This is a genomic window from Pedobacter sp. MC2016-14, assembly GCF_020991475.1.
Classification (GTDB): Bacteria; Bacteroidota; Bacteroidia; order Sphingobacteriales; family Sphingobacteriaceae; genus Pedobacter.
Genome location: NZ_JAJMPA010000001.1, coordinates 2,377,876 through 2,403,196 on the forward strand (window position 1 = coordinate 2,377,876; position 25,321 = coordinate 2,403,196).

The following is a 25,321-nucleotide window of genomic DNA, read 5'->3' on the forward strand; positions in this document are numbered from 1 at the left end:
TCTATGGCTTGCTAGTGTGTGTCATCTTTTAGACTCAATGCCCTTGTGAGTTTTAAAGTGGTAGGCACTGGTGCATCAGCCGGATAGGTGGTGTAATTGAGTGTAAGGGTTTTATCTTCAATGCTAAAGGTTGCCTGATCGAAAAATGGAGTATCACTGGTCACCAATATAGTTTCCTTGCCTTTTTCCTGTACCAGTCTTTTATTGACGGTTATTGTCAGTTTGTTTTCGTCGGTGGTAAAGCTGCCAAGTACTGCTGTGGTCATCGACCAGTCTTTTGAGGAAATTACATAACTGAAATTGTTACCTTCGCCGAAGATGACCCTGGTGAAGTAGCCTTCGGTATCTGTTAGTTGCCACTCGCCGGATAGCGGATGTGATGGCTTTTCAACTTTGTCTTTTTTGCAAGAAAGCAGCCCCGTCAACAGAATGATAAATAGGAATAGAAAATTTTTAATGGATGTCATGTGAGTTATAATTGGTTTTTGCTGTAAACGGATAAAAACCCAAATTTGCTACACCTTTAGTTGCAAAATAGGATCATTTATTTTTTTGATGGGCGACGTTTTCTTGCAGGTACATACGATTTTTTGAGAGGTATTGTTGGTTAAGTTAGTGAAAATGACTATATGCCGGAAAGGCCACTCTTTTTGGGGATTAGTGGGGGCAATGGGTTGGATTTTGGTTTACGCCAATATTAATGTGCCTTGATATTCGCTGTAAGCTGAATGTGACTATCTTTGCCAGCAGATGAAAAAGCAGCACATTCAGGATACTTTTGGAAATATTGATATTTATTTATTTGACCAATTGCTAAAAGGTACGTATGATCAGTGTCACACAATTTTAGATGCCGGTTGCGGAACTGGAAGGAACTTGCTGTACTTGTTGAAAAGCGGGGCAAATGTTTTTGGCGTAGATCAAAATGCGGAAGCCATCGCACAGTTAAAAAGGTTGTCGATGTCATTCCCACAGGTTGATCCGGATGAGAACTTTAAGGTTGCTTCAGTAGAGGAGTTGCCTTTTGCTGCTGATACCTTTGACCTGGTGATCAGCAGCGCGGTGTTACATTTTGCAGAAAACCTGGGGCATTTCGAAGCGATGCTGAATTCCATGTGGGATGTGCTCAAGCCGGGAGGATATTTTTTCTGCCGGCTGGCTTCTGAAATCGGTATCGAATCACTGGTCAGGTTTATCGGAAACGGGAGGTACATTCTGCCTGATGGTTCGGAACGCTTTTTGGTCAATCAGGAGATGCTGCTCCGACTGACTAAAAAGATTGGGGGGGAACTTCACGAGCCCATCAAAACCACTAATGTTCAGAACCTGAGAAGTATGACTACCTGGTGCGTGCGGAAAACGAAATCATCCTGATTTTATTTTGCAGCGCATGGCTTGCTACAATTGGGCGAGGAAGCTTCGGGTTTCTACTTTTAACCTGGTTCTTTAACCATTTTGAACAATCTCGCCCAATTTACCCACGTCTTCTAGATCATAAGGTGTTTCCTGATAAACAAAGTAGTTGAGCCAATTATTGAAGAGTAAATTCGCATGACTTGTCCAACACACCAATGGTGCATTATCCGGATTATTGTCCCGGTAATAGTTTTTCGGTACAGGTACATCAAGACCTTTCTCCCGGTCTCTTACATATTCCTCGTGAAGGGTGAGCGGAGCGTATTCTGAGTGACCAGTAAGATAAAATTCACGCCCGCCCCGGGAACATACAATGGCTACTCCTGCGTCCGCAGATTCTGATAGGATATGAAGACCTTCCTTATCAGCCAAATCCGATTTCAATATGGTGGTATGTCTGCTATGAGGAATAAAGAACTCGTCATCAAAGCCTCTTAACAAGGAGTGCCCTTTTTCAGTGGCAGTATGCTTGAAAACCCCGGACAATTTCTCGTTTAATGGCTTTTTTTCTACCCCATAAAAATGATAAAGCGCAGCCTGAGAGGCCCAGCAAATATATAGCGTTGAGGTAACGTGTTTTCTAGCCCAGTCAAAGATTTGAGTGATCTCCTTCCAATAGCTTACTTCCTCGAACTTCAGCATTTCTACAGGAGCACCTGTAATGATCAAACCGTCATAAAAGTTTCCCTTTATTTCGCCAAAACCTTTATAGAACATTTCCAGATGTTCTTCAGATATATTTTTAGAAGTGTGGGAATCGAGCCTTAAAAATTCAACTTCAACCTGTAAAGGATTGTTAGATAATAAACGAACAAAATCCGTTTCAGCAGATATCTTAAGAGGCATCAGATTAAGGATAAGCACGCGCATTGGGCGGATATCTTGAGTATCCGCTCTCAGATCACTCATTACAAATATATTTTCCTTCTTTAAAAGCTCAATCGCTGGCAGATTATTCGGAATCTTAACTGGCATTTATCATCCCCCTTATTCTTAATTAATCGACAAAAATAAGAATAATACCATTGCACTCTAGACTAAGGAACATCTGTGACTATCATATGGCAATTCTGAGGGAGTCACCAATTTTACCCGTTATCGTTGGGGTCAAATTCCACAATCCATTCAATTCCGTATTTGTCTCTGAACATTCCGGCGTATGTACCCCAAGGAGTGTCGCCGATGGGCCCTTCTACATCACCTCCGGCCGATAGGCCGTTGAAAACTTTCTCTGCCTCCTCTCGGCTTTCTGCATTTATGGCTATCTTAGAACGGTTCTCATTTTCGTTTGTTCTTCCCATTATTTCGGGAACATCATTTGCGATCAATACATTATTTCTTCCTATAGGTAAAGAAATATACATGATTTTATCTGCTTCCTTTTCTGGTACTGGAAATTCATCGCTTGCTAAATCCTTGAAACGAATGATCTTTGTGAATTCTCCGCCAAAAACTGATTTATAGAAATGGAAGGCTTCTTCTGCGTTTCCGTTAAAGTTGATCCAGGGATTGATTGCTTTCATAGTTATATTTTAACTTGGTGACTGATTGTAAAGATGAGGGTTGTGATGGGAATATGTAGGGGCTATTTACGACAAAAACAGGGTGTATTTGTGCGGCCATATTTGAAAAGCAGTAGAAATGATGGGAATGACATTACAGTCAGATCATCACTTCTGATCTGACTGTATAACAACTAATGCGCTTTTTATAACAATTTAGTAGCCTCAACCAGGCGTTTCAATTTTGCATGGGTAATGTCAATCGGTACGTGACCAAATCCGCATTCACTTGTCAATATTAACCGTTCGGCAGGAAAATATTCCAGGGCTGGTTTTAAGCGTTCGCGTATTTCTTCCACAGATTCCAACTCGTCACTGCGCTGGTCTATCACACCAATGGCAAGGTCGCCTTTAAAATCCCATAGATCAAATAGTTCCAGCATATTGTAGCTTAAAGTACAATGTTCAAGTAAAAGTTCATCAACAGGCACCCTTTTAAAAGCTTCCACGATGTCTGTATATTTAGTAAAGTAAACCCTTTTTCGCCTTGGGTTACCACCACACACATGTAATCCTATACGTACATTTTTAGGTAGCTCCTCAATCAGTTCGGCCAGAATGCCGGCAGCCCATAGGCTTTCCTCTGGCGATTCTGTCCACATAGGTTCATCAAACTGTACATGTCGGCAGCCAAGCGCTATTGCTTCGGCAATCTCCTCTCTTAAAACATTTGCCCAGGCACGACACAACGACTGCGCATCAGGATAGAGATCTTTGCGCTCGTTTACACTAAAACGATAAAGTACATGTGGGCCGGTAACGGTTAGTTTCACTTCTACATTTGCAGGGGCTGCATCACGTGCTATTTTCCAGTTTTGGGCAAGGTCAAAGCGTGGGTTCCTGAGTTCTGCGATTACCCTTGGGCATTCTATTCCAAAACCAGCCGTACCAAAAGTAACCTGTGGCATATCTTCAAATGTGATCCCATCTATGCGTTTTTGGTAATAATAATACATGTTTTCCCGGTACCCTTCACCATCGGTAATGGTATCCAGACCAAGGCTGGCCTGGTCTTTTACTGCCCAGTCAATGTAATGATCTACTTCATCTCTGCTCATAACTGGTCTTTTCATGGTATCTTGTAGTTTTTCCGGACGTGGGTAACTGCCGACTACGGTATTTCGAAATGCTGACATATCTTGTTTTTTATAAAATATTTTAAATGGTTACCTGTAGCGCCCTGTTTCGGGCTTCCTTAATTTGTGCCTTCAGCCCATCCTTCAGTGATCGTGGCACAAAGCCAATTTCATGTTCCAGGCGGGAACTGTCACATCTATCAACCAAGGAGGTACGGGGAACGCGCTCATCAAATTCATATTTGGCATCAGGAACAATGCTTTTTACCGTCTGCATCAGTTCCTCGGCGGTAACAGAATGTCCTCCGTTGTTATAAGAAAAGTGATTAAGTTGTGGCTTTAATGCAAGGCGTACAAATTGCTCCGCTACATCGTCTACATAAATCCAGCAGTCTCTGGAGTTTTTAGAAAATGGCAGTTTCACCTCTTTACCCAATGCCGGGTTGGTGGCAAATTCGCATGCCCAGAGCACCGATCCCCTCATGCGTCCATCTCCATATACAATTGGCGGACGCATACAGGCAATGCTAACCCCTTTCGTTTTGATGTATTTTTGGGCGGTATATTCATTGAGCATTTTCATTACGCCATACGTGTAAAAATGCTCTTCAAGAGAGCAAAAATCCTCTTCCTTAACCGCATAGTTTTCATCACCATATACGCTATGGTTAGCTCCATATATTGTTTCGCTGCTGGCAAAGACAAGACGTGACAGCCTATGTTCTACTGCCATGTCAAACATATTGATCATGCCCAATATGTTAACCGAAGCACCGCGCTGCTGATTGGCTTCTACTTCGGCACTCATCAGATAAGCCAGGTGAATGACGTGGGTAATATCCGTGTGGTCAAAAAAAACCTGGTTTACAGCTTCTTTATCTGATACGTCAAGATTGATAAATGAGGTTTGTGCTATTTGTTCCTCTAGTTCGGTACGTTTAGCAGGATCATTATCATATTTCAGGAGCGCAATTTGTTTCGCCCAGGCTATATTCAAGCTCAAATCGGCCACCACTACCGGTATTTTACGTTCCCATAAGTTAACTACTATACGTGCACCAATAAAGCCAGTGCCTCCAGTCACTAAAAATTTCATAACTAACGTCTTTGTTTTTAAGTTCTGGTGCAAAGGTAAGTTTGTAGAATATACAACCATAATAAAGCTAAAAATCAGTTAAAACGACTGATTTTATGGTTTTATAAAGTTTATTTGGCTGTTTTTATAAAATTTTTATAGCCTTAACAGGAAATTATTCCGGGCTATAAGGCAGGAAGCTTCAGCACGGTCATTGTAAAATTCCTTTATCTTTGTGGCTTAATCTAATACTCCTTTTTGTGTTTAATGTAAATAATATCTCCGTTTCCTTTGGTGGAACTACCTTGTTTAGTGATGTAACGTTTTCTATTAATGAAAATGATAAAATAGCCCTGATGGGTAAAAATGGTGCTGGAAAGTCTACTATTTTAAAAATAATTGCTGGTGCAACGAAGCCTACTTCCGGAAGCGTAACCGGGCCAAAGGAGGCGGTAATTGCTTATTTACCACAGCATTTGCTTACTCAGGATAATGTTACTGTTTTTGAAGAAACCTCCAAGGCTTTTCAGGAGATGCAGCATATGCAAAAGGAGCTTGACGAATTGAATGAGCAGTTGACCATTAGAACCGATTATGAAAGCGACGATTACATGAAATTAATTGAGCGTGTATCGGAATTGAGTGAACAGTTTTATTCGGTAGAGGAGGTTAACTACGATGCAGAGGTTGAAAAAGTATTAAAAGGCCTGGGTTTTGAGCGTAAAGATTTTAACCGTCAAACCTCAGAGTTTTCTGGTGGATGGCGTATGCGGATTGAATTGGCTAAGATTTTATTAAAAAAGCCTGATCTGATTTTGCTGGATGAGCCAACCAATCACATGGATATTGAAAGTATCCAATGGTTAGAAGATTTCCTGATCAACTCGGCGAAAGCAGTAATGGTCATCTCGCACGATAGGGCCTTTGTAGATAACATCACCAACCGAACCATTGAGGTTACCATGGGCAGAATTTATGATTATAAGGCAAAATATAGTCATTACCTGCAATTGCGTGCCGATCGTCGTGTACACCAGCTAAAAGCTTATGAAGAACAGCAGCGCTTTATTGCCGATAACCAAGAGTTTATAGATCGTTTTAGAGGTACCTACTCCAAAACATTACAGGTGCAATCACGTGTTAAAATGCTGGAGAAACTTGAAGTCATTGAAATTGATGAAGTAGATACTTCGGCATTGCGACTTAAATTTCCACCATCACCACGTTCGGGTCAGTATCCGGTGATGGTAGAGGAGCTGACTAAGGCTTATGGTGACCATGTGGTATTTGAAAAAGCATCCATGGTGATTGAAAGAGGAGAAAAGGTAGCTTTTGTAGGTAAAAACGGTGAAGGTAAATCAACCATGATCAAAGCCATAATGGGCGAGATTGACGTTGAAGGAGGTATGAAAGTAGGTCACAATGCTAAAATTGGCTACTTTGCGCAAAATCAGGCAGCACTACTTGATGAAAACCTAACGGTATTTGAAACCATTGATCAAATTCCCCTGAGTGATGGATCTATAAAGATTAAAGATCTTTTGGGTGCTTTTATGTTTAGTGGTGACGATACCACTAAAAAGGTAAAGGTACTTTCCGGGGGTGAAAAAACACGTTTGGCTATGATTAAGCTTTTATTGGAGCCAGTGAATGTGTTGATCCTGGATGAGCCAACCAATCACCTGGATATGAAAACTAAAGACATTATTAAAGAGGCTTTGCAGGATTTTGACGGCACCTTGATCTTGGTTTCGCACGATCGGGATTTCCTGGACGGTTTGGCTCATAAGGTATTTGAATTTGGGAACAAACGCGTGCGGGAGCATTTTGAAGACATTAAGGGCTTCCTGGCCTACAAAAAAATGAATAGTTTAAAAGATATAGAAGCCTCTTAACCATCTGGTAACATGGAAGTATTAAATTTGTGTTTATAGATTTATGCTTCCACTGCAATTACCATGACTAAAGATACCCGAAGAGAATTTATAAAGAAAGCAGGCTTATTGACCGGAGCCGCAGGATTGTTTTCAATGCTGCCTGAATCCATTCAAAAGGCTTTGGCTATTGATGCTGAAAAGGGATCAACCTATCTGGATGCAGAGCATGTTGTTTTTTTAATGCAGGAAAACCGCTCTTTTGATCACTGCTACGGAACACTTCAAGGGGTAAGGGGTTTTGATGACCCCAGGGCGATGCGCTTACCAAACCAAAATAAGGTTTGGATGCAAACCAATAAAGCCGGGGAGACACATATTCCATTTAATCTTAACATTAAGGAATCTAATGCTACCTGGATGCAATCTTTGCCACATTCATGGGAAAATCAGGTTGATGCAAGAAATGGTGGCGATATGGATAATTGGCTGGAAAGCAAAAAATCTGGGAATCCGGATTATGCCAGTATGCCCCTAACAATGGGTTTTTACGATAGGAAAGATATTCCCTTTTATTATGCTTTGGCTGATGCCTTTACAGTTTGTGATCAGCATTTCTGCTCTGCACTAACCGGAACCAGTGCAAACAGGTCTTATTTTTGGAGCGGTACAATTCGCGAAGAACAGCATAAAGATGCACAGGCCCTGGTGTTTAATGATGAGATCAATTTTAAGGATTTAACCTGGAAAACTTTTCCCGAGAGATTGGAAGAGATTGGGGTTTCCTGGAAAATCTATCAAAATGAACTGAGTATAGATGTAGGCTTTGATGCTGAACACGATGATTGGTTGAGCAACTTTACCGATAACAATCTTGAATTTCACAAGCAATATAATGTAAGGCTGCACAAAGCCCATTTAGCTTTTTTGGCCAGGCATGAAGAAAGGCTTACAAAAGAACTTGAGCGGTTAAAGGCTCTGCCTGAAACAGCAGAACAGCAGGTTGAACTGAAAGAAAAAGCACAGCAGCTGCAAAAAGTAATTCAAGAACGTAGGGAATGGAATCAGGAAAGATTTGATAAGTTAAGTGAATTTGAGAAGCATATTCACAATAATGCATTTGTTACCAATACAGGTGATCCTCATTACCATCAACTGGAATACCTCAATTATCAGGAAAACGGCATTGACAGAGCGGTAGCTGTGCCCAAAGGGGATGTATTGTTCCAATTTAGAAAAGACGTACAAGAGGGAAAATTACCCATGGTTTCCTGGTTGGCTGCTGCTGGTAATTTTTCAGATCACCCACATTCTCCATGGTATGGTGCCTGGTATGTTTCGGAGGTATTGGATATTCTGACTAAGAATCCTGAGGTTTGGAAGAAAACGATTTTCATTTTGACGTATGATGAAAACGATGGATATTTTGATCATGTTGCGCCTTTCGTACCTCCTCATTCAGATCGTCCGGAGACAGGGAAATGTTCGCCTGGGCTAGATACTAACGTAGAATTTGTAACTAAAGAGGATGAGATAAACAGAGGCAGGCAAAATGACTTAAGAAGAGAGAGCCCCATCGGACTTGGTTTTAGGGTTCCGATGGTAATGGTTTCGCCCTGGAGTAAGGGTGGATGGGTAAATTCTGAAGTTTTTGATCACACTTCCTGTCTGCAATTTTTGGAGACATTTATCCAGAAGAAAAGTGCTAAAACAATAAAGGAAAGTAATATTAGTGATTGGCGGAGGACAGTATGTGGGGATCTTACCTCGGTTTTTAGGCCCTATAATGGCGAGAAGGTTAAGTTTCCTACATCAATAGTGAGAGATGACTTGATCGCCAGTATTCATCAGGCAAAGTTTAAAGCCTATCCCCGTAATTATAAGGCGCTGACTGAAAATGAAATACGCGAGATGAATAAAAATACCTTTTCAATGAATCGCTTTCCGCGTCAGGAAAAGGGGCAGCGTCCATCCTGTGCTTTACCTTATGTATTTAAGGTAGATGGATATTTAGATCCAAAACAAGATAATTTTGTGATCTCTATGGCTTCTAAAGGGGTAGGGGCGCCATTTACCGTGTCTTCTTATACCGAAAATGAATCTGCTGATACACCTGATAAAACTGTTCGTAACCGTTATTTTGCTGTAAAGGGAAACGATGAAATTGTTTATCAATGGCCTTTAAATTCAGTGGAAAATGGTCAGTATCATTTGGTTTTAAATGGCCCCAATGGCTTTTGCCGAAAGTTTAAGGGGAATGCTAATGATCCGTCTTTACGCATACATGTTCATTACACATCAGAAGGAGATCTTATCCTGCAAATAAAAAATACAAGTGCCCAGCATGATTACAAAATCTTTATCCGGGACAAAGGCTACGGCAATTTTGAGAAAGAACTAACAGTAAGGGCTACTCATGACGTTAAGGAAAAGCTAAATTTAGGTAAGAGCCAAAACTGGTATGATTTTGATATTGTGGTTGATGGCGCTATAGGCTTCGTGCGGGATTTTGCAGGCCGGGTAGAAAATGGCAGGCATGGATTTACCGATCCTCAAATAGGCGCTGGTTTTTGATTGAAAATAGCTAGTTTTAGCTGATTTGATTCTAAATGAAACCATCATGATCTTTCAAATCACACAGTGGAATACTTAAGATCATGATGGCTTCATCACAAATAGAAACGAATTAAAACAGATGAAAAAACTGATACTTCCAATTTTATTAATATTGTGCATTTTGTGGATACAGGATGTTAAGGCACAAAGTATAAAAGCAAGACTTGCTGATTCAATAGTAGCCTTAAAAGAGATCAAAATAAACGGCTATTTATACGAACAACGTTTATGGCAAACACCAGCCTCTGTAGTGACACTAAGTAAGGAAAATATAGCGCTTCAAAGCAATAGCTCATTGGTTTCGGCAATGAATACCATTTCTGGTGTACGTATGGAAGAGCGTTCTCCAGGGAGTTATCGTTTGTCCATCCGTGGCAGTTTGGTGCGTTCTCCTTATGGCGTGCGGAACATTAAGATTTATTATAACGATTTTGCGCTCACAGATGCAGGAGGCAATACTTATCTGAATGCGCTTAATGTAAATGATATAGACGGGGTAGAGGTGTTAAAAGGACCGGATGGAAGCCTGTTTGGTGCCAACTCTGGTGGTGTGGTATTGCTTAAATCTAATACAGACCGCGCCTCTTCTGCAGGTGCTAAGTTGTACGGTGGTTCTTTTGGTTTGTTTGGAGAGGCAGCTCATTATAATCAAACATCTGGTAAGCATTTCTTTAGTATGAAACAATCTTATCAAAAATCTGATGGTTACCGGCAAAATACCAATAACCACAGAATGTTTTTGCAGGTTTCGGATAGTTGGAATTACAAACCGGACAAGTCATTAGAAATAAATGCTTTTTATAGCAACCTGGCTTACGGTACACCTGGAGCACTTTCCCAAACGCAATATGATGCAGATCCTAAAATGGCCAGATTGGCTACTGCAACATTACCTGGGGCTTTAGCGCAAAAAGCGGGGATTGATTCAAAAATGTTATTTGGAGGGATCAAGCATAAAATGAATTTATCAACATACCTATCGCACAGCTTTACAGCCTGGGGCAGTAATGTAGATTTTAAGAATCCAGCCATCAGTAATTTTGAAAACAGGAATGAAAATAACCTGGGTATGAGAACGTTTTTTACTTTACAAAATAAAAGGCTGCCAGAAGGTTTACAACTTTCATTAGATGTGGGTTTTGAAGGACAAAGATTGATTTCAGACATTTATAACTACGATAATAACGGTGGTGTGCCGGGTAATCTTCAGGCATATAGTAATATATTAAGCTATCAGTATTTTGAATTTGTTCGTGGAAAAATGAACTTGAACAATCGCCTGGTTTTTGAAGCTGCTGTTTCCAGTAACAATAGCGGTTACCATTTTAGAAATGACGCAAAAGTTAAAACTGATTTCCATCCGGTTTGGATGCCACATTTTGGTTTTAACTATGAAATATCAAAACCAGTATCGTTTAGGGCCACGGTAAGTAAAGGGTATTCTACACCTACCACCGCCGAGGTACGCCCAGCTAATAACCTGGTGTATACCAATCTGCAACCTGAACAAGGTTGGAACACTGAAGCGGGCTTCCGCATCACTGCATTAAAAGGAAAATTGACTTTAGATGCTTCTGTTTACCAGTATGCGTTAAATAAAGGTGTTGTTTCTCAGGTAGATCAGACTGGTAATTTCTTTTTTGTGAATTCAGGGAGAATAAAACAAAAAGGCATTGAAGCTGCTGCCAGCTGGTTGTTGATACCTGAAAAGGATACTTCATCCTTGATTAAAAGCCTGGAATGGAATAGTATTTACACTTATGCTTATTTTCATTATGATGAATATTTGGTAAACAACATCTCGTATTCAGGAAATAGGGTAGCCGGTGTACCAAGAAGTGTGCTGGTCAACAATCTGCACGCTGACTTTAGCAAGGGATTATATCTCTTTTTGCAGCACAATTATACTTCGGGTATTGCGCTTAATGATGCCAATAGCGTATTTGCTAAGCCTTACCATCTGTTATCCGCAAAAGTGGGAACCCGTTATTTTTCAAAAAAACCGTACTTGCCAGAGCTTTACATTGCCGCAGATAACCTGCTGAACCAGAAATATAGCCTTGGAAACGATTTAAATGCCCTTGGTGCCCGCTATTTTAACGCTGCGCCCGCCATTAATTTTATGGCCGGATTGGTATGGAACTGGTAATCTGAAAGGTTCCCTGATGGTTTTTAAACCAGTGTATTCAAATTGGATTCAATATGGGTTCTGGCCATTTTTTGGAACTCTTCAGGGGTCTGCCCGGTTTGTTTCTTAAAAAACCTGCTAAAATACGGGCGGTCGCTAAAGCCTAAATCAAAAGCAATTTCTTTGATGGTTACCTCGCTATGGATGATCTTACGTTTCGCTTCCAGAATAATTCTGTCGTGGATAATTTGCGTTCCGGTCTTGTCCAGTTTTTCTTTTAAGATCTGGTTTAGTCTTTTAGAACTGATGCCCAGTTTGCCGGCATAAAAATCGATATTGGTTGTTGTGTAAAAATTACTTTCAATGAGCATTAGAAATTCATAAACCCTTTTTTGGTGAACATCATGCCCTGTAAATTCAAGCTCTTTAACCGATATGAGTTTAAGCAAAAGCACCTTTAGCAATGCTTTCATCATCTCATAATTATTTTCTTTTGAATATTCAATAACCATGATCTGGTAAATCTCACTGAGTTCTTTGGCAGATACTTCATCTAATCTTAAGCAAGAAAATTCACCCTGAACATTGAAAATCCTAAAGAGATCAAGAAGGAAATCTTTATCTTCTTCTTCCAGCATAGAACGTTTAAATGAAATCAGTTCTCCGTTTTTTCCAGCTTTGTTCAGTTGATGCACGCGGTAGGGGGGAATCAAGTATACCCAGTCACCCTTAATCCGAAATGCAGGATCTGAAATTCCATGGAGCGGATCTTCATTTTTGAGCCATACAATTTCAAAAAAATCCTTTCTGCCAGGATCATTCAAATAACTTGGAGGGCAGTTGTTCAGGTTTCTAATATAGAGTACTGCCTTTTCAAGTCCTAAAGTAGGTTCATTGTTCATAATGCAAAGATAAGCCCTTTATCCGGGAAATTAGATTTAAGAAAAGACGATCGGTTTTTTCTTATACATTTGTACTACGGAAATGGTGTCCTTCCGATTTATGAAAAATGAACTATTGAACATGACGACACGCCCTAAATTTATACCGACACATTTTTCAATCTTTAAATATGCATTTCGCTGGACATTGCTGCTCCTTCCGGTTGCTATTGTTATAGGTAGTCTTGTGGCCCTGTTTCTATGGCTGTTAAACTGGTCTATACATTTTCGCTTTCAGCATTCCTGGTTACTTTATCTTTTACCCCTATCAGGTATACTCATTCATTTCATTTATCAATCGGTAGGGAAATCATCTGAAAAGGGAAATAACCTGATTATGGATGAAATACACGAGCCCGGCGCAGGAGTGCCAGCACAAATGGCCCCCATTATTTTAGTAACTACGGTTATTACCCACCTTTTTGGTGGTTCGGCTGGGAGGGAAGGTACGGCTGTACAAATTGGAGGAAGCCTTGCCGGACTTTTTGGGCGCTGGTTTAAGCTAAATGAAGCAGATACTAAAACAATGCTTATGGCCGGAATTGCCGCCGGCTTTGGTGCTGTGTTTGGTACGCCAATTACCGGAGCTATATTTGCCATGGAAGTGCTAACATTAGGCAAAATAAAATATGATGCCTTGCTGCCCCTGCTCATTGCAAGTTTAATTGGAGACCTCACGGTATCGGCCTGGGGCATTCATCATACTACCTATGCTATTGACCTTATGGCTAAAGGCAGCTTTTTTCTGTCCAACTACTTACCTGTAAACCTGCTTTTGCTTGGAAAAGTTATCCTGGCCTCTGTATTTTTTGGTTTGGCCAGCTATCTTTTTTCTGTTACGGTACATGAAATCAAAGCCCTTTCTTCTAAAATATGTAAAATCACCTGGTTAATTCCTGTCTTGGGCGGGCTGATGATTATCCTGCTGACTTTCCTTCTTGGTAAACCAGATTATTTAAGCCTGGGTGTAGATGCTGAATATCCCGGATCGGTTACCATTCCGTCGGCTTTTCATAGTGGTGGAGCGGATACCTGGAGCTGGTTATGGAAAACAGTATATACATCACTAACTTTGGGAACCGGATTTAAAGGTGGTGAGGTTACACCATTATTTTATATTGGAGCCACTTTAGGAAATGTGCTTTCTTCTTTGCTAGATGCGCCTGTAAGTCTGTTTGCCGCACTTGGCTTTATTGCTGTTTTTGCGGGGGCAACCAATACGCCACTTGCCTGTACTATAATGGGGGTAGAGCTTTTTGGCAGTGAATATGTTTTGTTCTTTGCAGTGGCTTGTTTTACAGCCTATTTGTTTAGTGGTCCTTCCGGAATTTATTCTGCTCAACGAATAGGCTTGCGTAAGATAGTTTAATGCGCAATGTCAATTCCTTCCTTCAGTTTCCGTGTTTTTGTCTATTTTTAGAAAAAAATAGCCTTTTTATGACTATAAACTACAAAATTGTAGCAATTGTACCCTTTTTATTCCTGTCCATCATTGCAACTGCACAGCAGGTAGATTCATCTAAAACAGTAATTGTGGCAGATAGTACAACCATAGAGATAGATACTCCCGTAGCAAAGCAAAGCAGGTTTAAAACGGCTACTAAGGTTTGGGAGACTTTAATACTTAGTACGCCAAGGGATTTTGTAGAGATGGGCCATACCTTGAAAAAGGATTGGAAAAGTAACCTGGCCTATCTGGCTGGTGTATCTCTGGTGGTATTAGCAGATAAACCCATTACCAAATGGTACCAGGATAAACTAGAGAAAAAAATCGACTATACCCTACCAGCCTTACCTGGTTCAAAAGGGAATCAATTTTTTAGAGGTAATGATGCATATTTAAATTATTCTATTATCGCATTGTATGGAGGTTCATTGGCAACCAATTATAAAACAGGCCAACGCGCGGCATTAAATTCATTAAAGGCGCTTGGTTATTCTTATTTATTGGTACATGTAGGTTTAAAAGCCGCTTTTGCCCGTCAACGTCCCGATCCAAATTTAAGTGATGGAATTCCACCCCGGGCACCTTTAACCACAGATCCGCATGAGTTTTTTCATTTTAGAAAACTAAACTTCAATACCGGACCAGATGGAACTTCTTTTCCTTCTTTTCATGCTACAGCTTATTATGCCGTGGCTAAAGTGATGGCAATGGAGTTCGATAACTATTGGATCCCTTATGGTTTAGTAACTTTTGTCTTTTTTGCAGATTTGGACGCTCATAAGCATTGGGTTGGAGACATGGTGGCTGGTGGCTTGTTGGGTACGTTAATAGGTAAAGGAATTGTAACCAGTTCAAGGTATTTTGAAAAAAAACGACAGCAAAACCAGGCAAATAGTCTGTATAAGAAAAAATTTAAGGCAAGCTATTCCCTACTGCCGGAAATTTCTACCAGAATGACAGGTCTTACGTTACGTGTGGGCTTGTGATTTTTATTTTATAGTGCTGTTAATTAGTTGATTAAAGAATAAATGCCTAAATTAGGCATCATCTAAAAATCAGCATCATGGCAAAATCTACTCCAATTGTACTCATTCATGGGAATTTCGTAAACAACGCTACCTGGAAAGCATGGAAAACTTATTACGAACAAAAAGGCTATCAGGTTTACACACCGGCAAATCCAGGTCACGACGGTGATCCGGCAGCATTAAGGGCAAATGTACATCCCGATCTTGTTAAAACCGGATTTATTGACGTTGTGGATAACATAGCGAAGCTAATTGACAGCCTTCCGGAAAAGCCCTTTATTATCGGCCATTCTATGGCTGGTATGGCCGTGTTAAAATTGATAGAGATGGGCAAAGCGGTAGCAGGTGTAAGTATTGATGGGGCGCCGCCTAAAAATGTGTTTCCTCCTTTTCAAACGCTTAAAACTGCCCTTCCGGCTTTTGGATTTTTTACCTTTAATAAATACTATATGGGCAGCCGTAAATGGTATGATTATGCATTCTTTAATACGATCTCTGATGTGGAAAAAGAAAAGGCATTTGAAACTTTTGCGGTACCAGAAAGTTTTAAGGTGAGCAGACAGTTGGTTTTAGATTCCTATTCAAACATCGACTTTAAAAAAGCCCATGCACCAATTTTATTTATTGGTGGAGGGAGCGATCATATTTTTCCAGTGAGCCTCACAAAAACAATTGCTGGGCGTTATAAGGATTCAAACAGTCGGGTTGATCTCAAAATATTTGATGGAAAAAGCCATTTTATTTGCGGAGAACCTGGTTGGGAAAAGGTAGCCGATTATGCTTTAGAATGGTATGAGGCATTGTAAAAAAGGAAATGCACTATTTAGTAGTGCATTTCCTTAACTTTATAGTCACCGGAATTTGTCTAATTCATTTTTACTGCAGGTATCACTTTCCTGCTCATTTTATTAAATCCCGCAACATAACTCTCAAATTCAGCAGTTAGTTGTTCAATTAATATTTTCTTCGCTTCACTATCACCTGTCGCCTTGGCTTTCCATAAAATCTTGGTTGTAGGATCCTGCAGCCTGATAAAAATCGCAATTTCGGCCGACTTAATACCCCTAGGTAAAGATGCATTCGCAAACTCTATGACCATCAGTTTATTTTGCCGTTCATTCTGGACTACATTTTCCATTCTACTGGCTCCGTTTGCAAAAGTGATCTTCCTGGATACAGGAAATTTTGGATCGGTAATTTCAACGGATGTAACATAGCCGTTTGATGCACGCTTAAGCAACTCAGGTCGTTGGAAGATTTCCCAAACGGAATCGACATCCATGCTCAATTCAACTTCTTTATTGGCATCCCATTTAATCTGCTGTGCAGTCGGCATCTGTGCACTGGCCTTTGTTGCTGTCAAACCTAACACCAGGAATAACAACCATAAAATATTCTTCATGCTCTTCATCTGTTTACATGCCAAATATTTTTTTCATGGCATTGTCTAAAGATTCGCCACGAACGTTTTTCTCTATGATTTTGCCTTCCTTATCAACTACCACCAGATAAGGAATACCGCTGAATAGGTATGATGACATCACCTGTTTAGACTCTACAGCATTGATTTGCGGCCATGCCATTTTCTCTTCAGCCATCGCTTTTTTCCAATCAGCCGGCTTAGCATCTACAGACACAGATAAAATGTCCAGGCCTTTGTCCTTATATTTTTTGTAAACTTCCTTTATGTGGGGAATTTCGGCCCTGCATGGCCCGCACCAGGATGCCCAGAAGTCAATAATCAGGTATTTTCCTTTAAAATCCTTTGGCCCCAAGTTCTTACCATTTACATCAGGAAAAGAAAAATCAGGTGCTTTCTGTCCGTTGGCAATTTTAGCAGTCTGTGCCATATTCTCCAGAATTTCCTTTTTCTTCTCCTGGGCCTGGGTTAGCCAGGGGAATTTTTTGGTTAAATTGTCAAGCGTCGACATCAACAGTTCGCCGTCTCTTTTCCAGCTCAAAGCATTCAATGCGTAAAGCACTGCGGGCTGGTTTTTATATTTGTTAATAGTATACTTAATGCGTGCATCAAAATCTTTGTCCATACGCGCAAATCCCCCTTTCATATAGTCAATCCATAAAGAGTCTTTAGAAAGTCCTGCTTTATACTGTTCCTGTCCAACAGCAATCATATTTTGATAGTTCAGGTAATTAATCAGGTTTACATCATTAATCAAATCGTTGTCTGCAGATGTATTTTCCATATAGATATATGGTGGGTTTTTAATTTTCATTTTTGCCGTGTCAATCCCTCTTACATTAACATGGATATTATCTTTATCTGCCCAGAAGTCAATCCGGTCGAAATAATAAACCCTTACCTGGTAAAAATCAGGTTTATCTGCCGGCACTTTAAATGAAAAGTTATTATTGGCATCTAACTTTGCGCTATCAATGGCCTTAAAAGCCTTTTTAAACCCTTCTCCCTCATACTTCCCGAGGTATATTGGATATTTATTCTCTGTATCGGGAAACTTAACAGTACCTGTAAAGGTTACCGTTTTACCTTTTTGCGCAAAGCTGCTGCTCAGCATCAACAGGGCTGAAACAGCCAGTGTTAAACATTTTTTAATCATTTTTTTGTATTTCTATATGTGAGTTAATTTTAATCTTTCTTCATGGGTGGGGTCATCTGTCCTTTTTCGGCAGCCTCTTTTCGCAGATCCTGCGCCCTGTTGGCCATAATTTCTGCTTCGGCAAGTTTTCCCTGTTTCTTGAAGATCCTTTTTCTCAGATCCGCCAGTTGGATATTTGTAAAAAGGTTTGGATTGCCCTTTTCGATCTCGTCTGCCCAATTTAAAGCGTTCATGTATTCTTTGGCGGGTGCCTTATCTGCTATATCATTTGCTGCGCCGATCACAAAATCGTGCCTGCTGGAAAATTCCTGATCATTAAGAGCACCACGAACAACAGCTGCAAACTTGTCCCATTGGTTTAATGCGGCATACTCAATCAGGTTTAACTGGCTCAGCAAGCGCTTTGAATTGTTCGTCGGTTTATGGAGCAATTTCCGGATAGCCTCTATATTTTCTTTCGCTTCTTTGAGGCCTGTTTTTGATTCATAAGCCCGCTTAATCGCATAAACCGACATCATAAATGTGTGTTGGAAATACATATTTACTTTATCTGCGCCATATCTTTTCTCCAGTTCTGGTTTATTTTCATAGAGATACGAAAATGCCTGAGAAGAAGGGTTGTTTAGATATTTTACCGCCAGGTCCCATACGTTCTTTTCCGTTAACGAGCGCACTTGAAGTCCATCGAAATAAACCTTTGCTACTACCCCCATTCTATCAGACTCATAAGCCTTGTCAAGGGCATCCATGTATGCAACAGAGGTAGCTTCTGAATGATCACCGGCATTAAACTTTTTTGCCAGCCCAAAAGCAGTGCTTTCCGGCTTTAAAGCTTTAGCAGATTCGGTGATAAATTCGGATGCTGACATGCTTCCTACAATTTTATGCACAATTTCTCCCTCCCCATTAATGAATAGGTAGGTAGGGTATGCTTTAACATCATATTTTTCCTTTAGCGCCGGCCCTTCGCCTTTTTCCATATCGTATTTTACGTTTAAGAAGGTTTGATTGAACATATCAGCCACGCTATCTTTCGTAAATACATCTTTTGCCATCACTTTACATGGACCACACCAGGACGTATAGGCGTCAAAAAAGATAATTTTGTTTTCCTTTTTTGCCGAAATTAACTGACTATTCCAATCTGCTTCTTTAAATTGAATCTCGCGGTTTTGAGCAGTAGCATTCAGGGCTGCTAAGCAGGCAATTCCAATGACTAATTTCTTCATGGCTTTGTTTTTGTTGTTTTTTGCTATTCTTAAACGGAATTCAGCATAATCCCGGACCGACCAGCAGTCCGGGTAATTTTTTACAGCGGATTTTGATCCAGGTTATTGTTCAATAAAATTTCTGATGGAGGAAGTGGATAAACCACACGTTTGTCCGTCGCCTGAATGGTGAGTGGACTGGTATAAAAATAATCCGTGTAATTCCGCACTACAGGCAATCCATTCCTAAAATTATCATAGGATGAATGCCCCTCCCATGCCAACTCCAGTCTACGCTCATTAAGAACAGCCTGGAAAACAGTCATGCCCGCCGTTGCTAGTGAAGCAGTTGTCCATTCTGGTGCCGTAGATCTCGTTCTAACCAAATTAAGTGCAATCAAAGCATCTGTATTGTTGTTCAGTTTCGCAAGTGCTTCCGCTTTATTCAGGTACATCTCGGCAATTCGCAAGTAAGGTGTACCACTTCTGGTTTGGGTACTAAAATCAAATCCCCCGGGGGCAGATAGCTGCTGAAAGTTAAACTTGTTAATAGAATTTCTACTTTTATCTGTAAGTGTAATCCTTTTATCTGTCTCAACGGTAATAAAGCTTTTTCTGAGGTCGCTTGAATTCTGGTTCAGGATTGCCATGTAGTCTGGTGATGCTGCGTATTCTCCTTGATAAGGGTTACCAAAAACATCCCTAAGCATCAAAAATTCATTGATCTTATTCCCATTCGCGTCATCGTGCCTGAAACTGAATATAGCTTCCTTATTGGTTCTACTATCTACGGCAAACGAAGTGCTGTAAGCGGTGCCCTGCAGCAAGGTGTATTTATTTGATGCAATCACTTTATCCGCGTACTCTACAGATTTGGTGTTGTATTCATTTTGTGGTGCAGCAGGCGTTCCTCCCATATAAAGGTAAACACGCGAGAGCAATGCCCAGGCCACCTCTTTACTTGCGTAGTTATTGGTCTTGGAGATCGTCATCAAAGTGGCTGCCTTTTCCAGATCTGAGATGATTTGTGCATAAACTTCCTTAACCGTATTTCGTTTGGGTTGGTAATTTTTGTCAACCAGCGAGTTCAGTGATATAGGGACTGCTAATGATACAGCATTGTCCTGATAATACGGGCGCCCATATACCCGTGCTAAATTAAAATAAGCCATTGCCCTAAGAAAGTAATTTTCTCCTTTAAGCTGATCGTAAGCAGCTCCCTGACCCTCAGAAATGGCATCTATAACTTTATTAGTGCCAAATATGATGCGGTAAGACATTCTCCAGAACGGTGCTGTAACACCCTGGCTAGGAGAATTGTTGTAAATATAACTGTCATTCCTGGTTTGTGGATAAGCTTGGGTAACGGATAAGATGTTATTCCCTTTAAGCTCACTTAAATTGAACCAGGTTACGTCATATTGAGTATCGCCGGCCGCTTGTGTTACCATGAGCGAATAATTACCATTGGTTGCCGTTGCAAGGCCATCAAGCGTAGATAAAAGTTCCTTATCGGCCTTATCATTGAAAGGTCTGATGTTGTTATCAATGTTTTTTTTACAGCCAAACAATACAATTGCTGCAAAACATATATATATGGATAGTATGTACTTCTTCATTGTCTGCTCATTAAAAAGTTAACTGTAAACCCAACAGGTATTTGCGACTGGCGCCATAACCCGCACTTACCCCGTAATTATTCTGATCTCCCGCAAGTCCGCCTTCAGGATCTACCCCATAAAAGCTCTTTTTTGTGAAGATGAATAAGTTATCTCCACTGATGAAGATATTGGCCCTGTTTAGTTTCGCCCTGTTGATCAGTTTTGATGGCAAAGCATAGCTTAACCTTACGTTACGCACCCTGATGTGGCTGGCATCTTCCCAAAGCCTCGATGATGGTTGATCGGCTCCATCCGTCCTGCTGCGATAAATCATCGGCTCGGTGGCTTTGTCGCCAGGATTTTCCCAAATCACCTGCCCTGCCGCAGGTTTAATCTGATTGTTCTTCAGTACATTGTTTCCTTCGGAAGCAAAGTAAGTATTTCTTGAATTGTTAAAAACAAGGTAGTCTGCCGCAAAATTTAATAAAACTGAGAGTTCAAAACCACGATAACCAAAAGTGTTTAACATACCGCCATAATAGGTAGGCGTGGTGTTACCAATGGCTTGAAACTGCATTGCAGAAGCATCTCCTGTTAAGCCTGCAAAAACAGCATCATAAGTGTTTACTGTTTTACTAACATAAGTACTCGTGGCCGCGTCAAATTCTAAGCGTTCAAACTGAGGCAATCCTGTTTGCTCATTTACCCCCAGCCATTTAACCGCATGTACGCTTGCTATGTTTTCGCCTTCTTTAATGGTTCCGGCATTTCCGTAACTCACTTTTCCATCATATAGCTTTGTAATCTTGTTTGTATTGTAGGTAAAGTTTAATCCCGTTTCCCAGGTAAACTTGCCGGTAAGGTTCTTGCTGGTTAACACCAGTTCAATTCCCTTGTTTACCATTGCCCCAATGTTCTGGTACTGATTTGGTACGCCAAGCAAGGCCGAAGTTCCAACCTTTTGAAGAAGGTCAGTATTACGTTTCCGATAAAAATCTGCGCCTAAAGTCACCCTGTCGAATAAAGAAAGATCTATTCCTAAGTTGCCTACATGTGCACGTTCCCAGGTGATCAGCCGGTTTCCAAGCTGGTTAATAATTGCTGCCGGGTCACTGCTGTACTGATAATTAAAATTGTAAAAGCTTTCTGTTAAAAAATCCTCTCCGGCAACCTTTCCACTAGTTCCATAGCTTGCTCTTAATTTTAAGCTGGTCAGGTACGAGTTGCCTTTAAGAAAATCTTCGTTACTAAGGAGCCATGCGCCACTTACAGAGTAAAAATGACCATCGCGGTTATCTATTCCAAAATTTGCCGAATAATCCATCCGGTAAGAAGCATTTGCAAAATAACGCTCATTGTAACTGTAATTTCCTTCAGCAAAGAGCGAATAAGATCCTCTGATAAAACGTTCTCCACGAAATGATTTTCCAGAATAAGTATTCCAAACCTCCGATGCCGCCGAAGGAACTTTCACACCCGTAGGTATATTTTTAACTGCTATAGCATTATATTCTGAATTGCTTTTGTTGTACTCAAAACCACCAAGCCCACCTATAGTATGTAAACCATATTGCTTACGCGCGGTAATCAGGTTTGAAGTCATAAAAGAGTTTGAATTCGATTTGTTTAGTGATAGTCTACCTTTATCTGCCAGTCCTGTTAGCGAAAGTCGGTCCTGATAATCCTCAATATTAACAAAGGTTGTATTATAGGAGTTATTAGATTGTAAAGTCAACCAGTCAAACATTTTATATTTTGCAGAAAAGACACCTAATAGCTGTTGGGTTTTTGTGGTGGTATTGTTATAAGGCAGGTCATATAAAGGATTTTGATAGACCGTGCCCAATGCATCAGCGCCCAATGTCTTTTTTGGAATGCCGTCGTCACTATCCAATGTAAACCATGGCAATAACGCAAGACCAACAATGCCTCCAACCGGACTTCTGTTTCCCTTATCAAATATGGTACTGATGTTGGCATTTAAGCTTAACCTACTAGTGATATTATGGTCGAGGTTTAATTTAAAACTAGTTCTCTGCAGGTCATTCCCTTTTAAAGGACCTTGTTCATCGTATCGGTTGGCGCCAAAATAATACCTTGTCTTTTCTGTTCCGCCAGATAAACCCATATCTACCGTTTTGTTCAGTGCATCGCGGTAAAGCTTAGAATTCCAGTCCGTATAGGTACCTAAAACTGAAGATGGCGGTAAGTATTTTGTCAGATAAGCGTCCTGGGTTAATCCCTCATTTTTAATTGCAAAAGAATTCAATAGCATTTTACGCTGGTAGTCGTACAATTCCTGTGAGTTCATGAATTCAATTTTACCCATATAGCGCTGGCTCACTCCAAAGGTGCTGTTTATATTAAGCTGTGTATTGCCTGCAACACCTTTTTTAGTGGTGATGACCAATACACCCTGACTTGCCCTCGAACCGTATATCGCTGTAGAAGCTGCATCTTTAAGTAAAGTAATGCTTTCAATATCCGTTGAAGAAACAATATCACTTGGATATGCTACATCTGCATAGATAATTCCGTCTACTACAATTAATGGGTTTAGGTTATTGGTTACACGAAGGTTGCCGCTGATTGGTAGCGTACCTTGTCCGCGCACCACAAAAGATGCTTTGTTGTTGGGATCTCCTGAAGGTTCTGTAATGTACATCCCGGCAACTTTACCTTTAAGCATGGAGATCAGGTTATTGGTAGTCACACCCTCCAGTTGCTTTGCATTAAACGTTTGCAAAGATCCGGTAATCTCACTGGCCTTTTTAGTGCTATATCCTACAACTATAGCCTCCTGTAATTGCGCAATTGCGGGATTAAGCACAATACTCATCTCCACGTCATCCCCATCGATAACTACTTTTTCAATGCGTTTGCTTTCAAAACCAATAGAACTGAAAACAATATGATAGGTGCCGGGATTAAGATTTAAAACAAAATTCCCATTGGCATCTGTCATTGTTGCTGTATTTGTACCATCAATTCTTACTGATACGCCAGGTAGTGGGGCCTTGCCATCAGTCACCTTACCACGTACCGGCTTTTTTGCCTCAGGATTACTATTTCTATCTGCCGTTGCTACCTTTGATTTAATGATAACTGTCCTTTTTTCGATCACAAAGGTTAAAGGTTGATTTTCCAGGGCAAGTTGTAAGGCCTGTTCAACAGATACAGCTTTTATAAAGATATTTACTTTAGTGCGGTTACTTCTCAGGAGGTCTAGTTTATAAAAGAATGAATAGCCACTTTGCTGTTCAATTTTTTTAATCACACTTTCTATGCTTGCGTTTTTTTCACTCAAGCTTATGCCCTGGCTAAAGGCGACTGCACTGGCCTGAAAACTAATGATTAGTAAGCATATAATTAATTTCATGACTTTTATCAGGTCTAAAATTTTATTCATATTTTTGTTTGGTTTAGCCGTAGCTATACTGATTCCTTTTTTTAGGATTAGGTTCAGTTACGGTGTTGGGTTGATAAATTAATGTGGTCTTTCCCGATTTCATTTTTTATTTTACCTGAACTTATGCCGGAAGTGCTGGTAACACTTCCGGTTTTTTCTGGTAAAATCTCTGTTTGTTATGATTTTACTATAAGCGTTCTCCCTTCTATTTTAAAGTTAATACCATTCATTTCAAATATTTTCAGAACCTCTGGCAGGCTCAGGTTTCTTGGGATTTTAACATGGAAAAGATCATCCGGAGATTTGCCCTCAAATACAACCGCAATATTGTACCAGCGGGAAATCTGTCGCATTATACTAGCAAGATTAGATTCGTTAAACTGAAAATAGCCGTTTTTCCAGGCAATGGCCTCATCTGTTTCCACTGTGGATACATTCATGCTGTTATTTATTAAAACTGCTTGCTCACCAGGTTTTAAAATACTTGTCTGCTTCGTTTTCAATGCAGAGACCTGCACGCTACCCTCCAAAAGGGTGGTTTTAGTACTCTGCTCATCCACATAACTATTTACGTTAAAGTGTGTGCCCAGCACTTTAATTTCCTGTTTATCCGTGGTAACCATAAAAGGATGTGCTTTATCTTTGGATACCTCAAAATAAGCTTCTCCGGACAACCGAATTTTGCGGGTTGCTCCGGCAAATCTAGTTGGATAGGTAATGGAAGAGGCCGCATTTAACCAAATTTTTGTCCCATCGGGAAGGTTTACCTGATACTGGCCTCCGGCAGGAGTACTGATGGTATTGTAAAACTCGGGGCTTGCTGCGGTTTCTTGATCTGCTGAGGTAAGTTGATATACCAGCTGTCCATCTTTAGTTTTCACAATTTGAACACCAGATTGCTGGGCAAGTTTACCGGAGGTAGTGTTATCAAGCGCAATCACTTTGCCATTTGCCAATGTTAAAGTAGCCTTATTGGTTCCGGGAACAATTGCAGCGATGTTATTGTCTTCTGTTTGCTGCTGGTCTTTTGGAAATAAGGTGTAAAGCCATGTGCCCAAAACGATAAGGATAGCTGCGGCAGCAGTATACCGGTACCAGGAAATCTTTTTAACAACTGCCTTTTCAGGTTCAGCCAATATTTTTTGGAGAATATCATCTGCTTGAGGAAAGGTCTGTTCATCAGTTTGGAAACTATTCCAGGTATCGTCTAAAAGTTCAGATACCTGTGGAACAGACTCCTTTGCAGCAATAAGTGCGAGGAATTGTTCCTGCTCTTCGGGCGTACAGGTACCTTCAATATAACGATGGTATAAATAGATGAGTTGTTTATTCATAGGGATATTTCTTGCGCTCTTTTTTACATG

General features: G+C 40.4%; 19 protein-coding genes. 7 read left to right on the forward strand and 12 right to left on the reverse strand.

The window, feature by feature from the left end:
• Positions 1-11 precede the first annotated feature (11 nt).
• Positions 12-467: a hypothetical protein gene (locus LPB86_RS09965; RefSeq protein ID WP_230643070.1), complete on the reverse strand. Its 456-nt coding sequence runs from the start codon at positions 465-467 to the stop codon at positions 12-14.
• A 283-nt stretch (positions 468-750) separates the two neighbouring features.
• On the opposite strand from LPB86_RS09965, the gene LPB86_RS09970 reads away from it, so the two are divergent.
• The gene (locus tag LPB86_RS09970) at positions 751-1,374 is read left to right on the forward strand and encodes a class I SAM-dependent methyltransferase (RefSeq protein ID WP_230643073.1); all 624 of its coding nucleotides are present in this window, start codon (positions 751-753) and stop codon (positions 1,372-1,374) included.
• A 72-nt stretch (positions 1,375-1,446) separates the two neighbouring features.
• On the opposite strand, the gene metA is transcribed toward LPB86_RS09970, so the two are convergent.
• The 4 genes from metA to LPB86_RS09990 form a co-directional block, all read right to left on the reverse strand.
• Positions 1,447-2,391, reverse strand: coding sequence for a homoserine O-succinyltransferase (gene metA / locus LPB86_RS09975; RefSeq protein WP_230643077.1), 945 nt, complete (start codon positions 2,389-2,391; stop codon positions 1,447-1,449).
• A 113-nt stretch (positions 2,392-2,504) separates the two neighbouring features.
• Positions 2,505-2,939, reverse strand: a complete 435-nt coding sequence (locus LPB86_RS09980; protein WP_230643079.1) for a VOC family protein — start codon at positions 2,937-2,939, stop codon at positions 2,505-2,507.
• Between the two features lie 185 nt (positions 2,940-3,124).
• On the reverse strand, positions 3,125-4,114 hold the full coding sequence (locus LPB86_RS09985; RefSeq protein ID WP_230643083.1) for a cobalamin-independent methionine synthase II family protein: 990 nt from the start codon (positions 4,112-4,114) through the stop codon (positions 3,125-3,127).
• A 22-nt stretch (positions 4,115-4,136) separates the two neighbouring features.
• A complete protein-coding gene (locus LPB86_RS09990) occupies positions 4,137-5,150 on the reverse strand; it encodes an NAD(P)-dependent oxidoreductase (protein ID WP_230643086.1) in 1,014 nt (337 codons plus the stop codon).
• A 239-nt stretch (positions 5,151-5,389) separates the two neighbouring features.
• Here LPB86_RS09990 and LPB86_RS09995 point away from each other — a divergent pair, with 239 nt between their 5' ends.
• From LPB86_RS09995 to LPB86_RS10005, 3 genes are all read left to right on the forward strand, one after another.
• The gene (locus LPB86_RS09995) at positions 5,390-7,024 is read left to right on the forward strand and encodes an ABC-F family ATP-binding cassette domain-containing protein (RefSeq protein WP_230643089.1); all 1,635 of its coding nucleotides are present in this window, start codon (positions 5,390-5,392) and stop codon (positions 7,022-7,024) included.
• Positions 7,025-7,087: 63 nt separating this feature from the next.
• On the forward strand, positions 7,088-9,577 hold the full coding sequence (locus tag LPB86_RS10000) for a phosphocholine-specific phospholipase C (protein ID WP_230643091.1): 2,490 nt from the start codon (positions 7,088-7,090) through the stop codon (positions 9,575-9,577).
• A 121-nt stretch (positions 9,578-9,698) separates the two neighbouring features.
• On the forward strand, positions 9,699-11,768 hold the full coding sequence (locus LPB86_RS10005) for a TonB-dependent receptor (protein WP_230643094.1): 2,070 nt from the start codon (positions 9,699-9,701) through the stop codon (positions 11,766-11,768).
• A gap of 23 nt (positions 11,769-11,791) precedes the next feature.
• On the opposite strand, the gene LPB86_RS10010 is transcribed toward LPB86_RS10005, so the two are convergent.
• Positions 11,792-12,649: an AraC family transcriptional regulator gene (locus LPB86_RS10010; RefSeq protein ID WP_230643097.1), complete on the reverse strand. Its 858-nt coding sequence runs from the start codon at positions 12,647-12,649 to the stop codon at positions 11,792-11,794.
• Between the two features lie 100 nt (positions 12,650-12,749).
• Here LPB86_RS10010 and LPB86_RS10015 point away from each other — a divergent pair, with 100 nt between their 5' ends.
• From LPB86_RS10015 to LPB86_RS10025, 3 genes are all read left to right on the forward strand, one after another.
• The gene (locus tag LPB86_RS10015; RefSeq protein WP_230643099.1) at positions 12,750-14,057 is read left to right on the forward strand and encodes a voltage-gated chloride channel family protein; all 1,308 of its coding nucleotides are present in this window, start codon (positions 12,750-12,752) and stop codon (positions 14,055-14,057) included.
• A gap of 68 nt (positions 14,058-14,125) precedes the next feature.
• Entirely contained in the window at positions 14,126-15,121 is a 996-nt protein-coding gene (locus tag LPB86_RS10020) for a phosphatase PAP2 family protein (RefSeq protein ID WP_230643102.1), read from the forward strand.
• A gap of 77 nt (positions 15,122-15,198) precedes the next feature.
• On the forward strand, positions 15,199-15,969 hold the full coding sequence (locus tag LPB86_RS10025) for a carboxylesterase (RefSeq protein ID WP_230643105.1): 771 nt from the start codon (positions 15,199-15,201) through the stop codon (positions 15,967-15,969).
• A 59-nt stretch (positions 15,970-16,028) separates the two neighbouring features.
• Here LPB86_RS10025 and LPB86_RS10030 read toward each other — a convergent pair whose 3' ends face one another.
• The 6 genes from LPB86_RS10030 to LPB86_RS10055 form a co-directional block, all read right to left on the reverse strand.
• Entirely contained in the window at positions 16,029-16,565 is a 537-nt protein-coding gene (locus LPB86_RS10030; RefSeq protein WP_230643107.1) for a hypothetical protein, read from the reverse strand.
• Positions 16,566-16,578: 13 nt separating this feature from the next.
• A complete protein-coding gene (locus LPB86_RS10035) occupies positions 16,579-17,739 on the reverse strand; it encodes a TlpA disulfide reductase family protein (RefSeq protein ID WP_230643110.1) in 1,161 nt (386 codons plus the stop codon).
• Between the two features lie 29 nt (positions 17,740-17,768).
• Positions 17,769-18,968 carry a thioredoxin fold domain-containing protein gene (locus LPB86_RS10040; RefSeq protein WP_230643112.1) on the reverse strand — a complete coding sequence of 400 codons (1,200 nt, stop codon included), beginning with the start codon at positions 18,966-18,968 and terminating at the stop codon, positions 17,769-17,771.
• A gap of 80 nt (positions 18,969-19,048) precedes the next feature.
• Positions 19,049-20,566: a RagB/SusD family nutrient uptake outer membrane protein gene (locus LPB86_RS10045; RefSeq protein WP_230643115.1), complete on the reverse strand. Its 1,518-nt coding sequence runs from the start codon at positions 20,564-20,566 to the stop codon at positions 19,049-19,051.
• A gap of 10 nt (positions 20,567-20,576) precedes the next feature.
• Entirely contained in the window at positions 20,577-23,957 is a 3,381-nt protein-coding gene (locus LPB86_RS10050) for a SusC/RagA family TonB-linked outer membrane protein (protein ID WP_230643118.1), read from the reverse strand.
• Positions 23,958-24,133: 176 nt separating this feature from the next.
• Complete coding sequence (locus tag LPB86_RS10055; RefSeq protein WP_230643120.1) at positions 24,134-25,291, reverse strand: FecR family protein; 1,158 nt, start codon at positions 25,289-25,291, stop codon at positions 24,134-24,136.
• Positions 25,292-25,321: the final 30 nt, after the last annotated feature.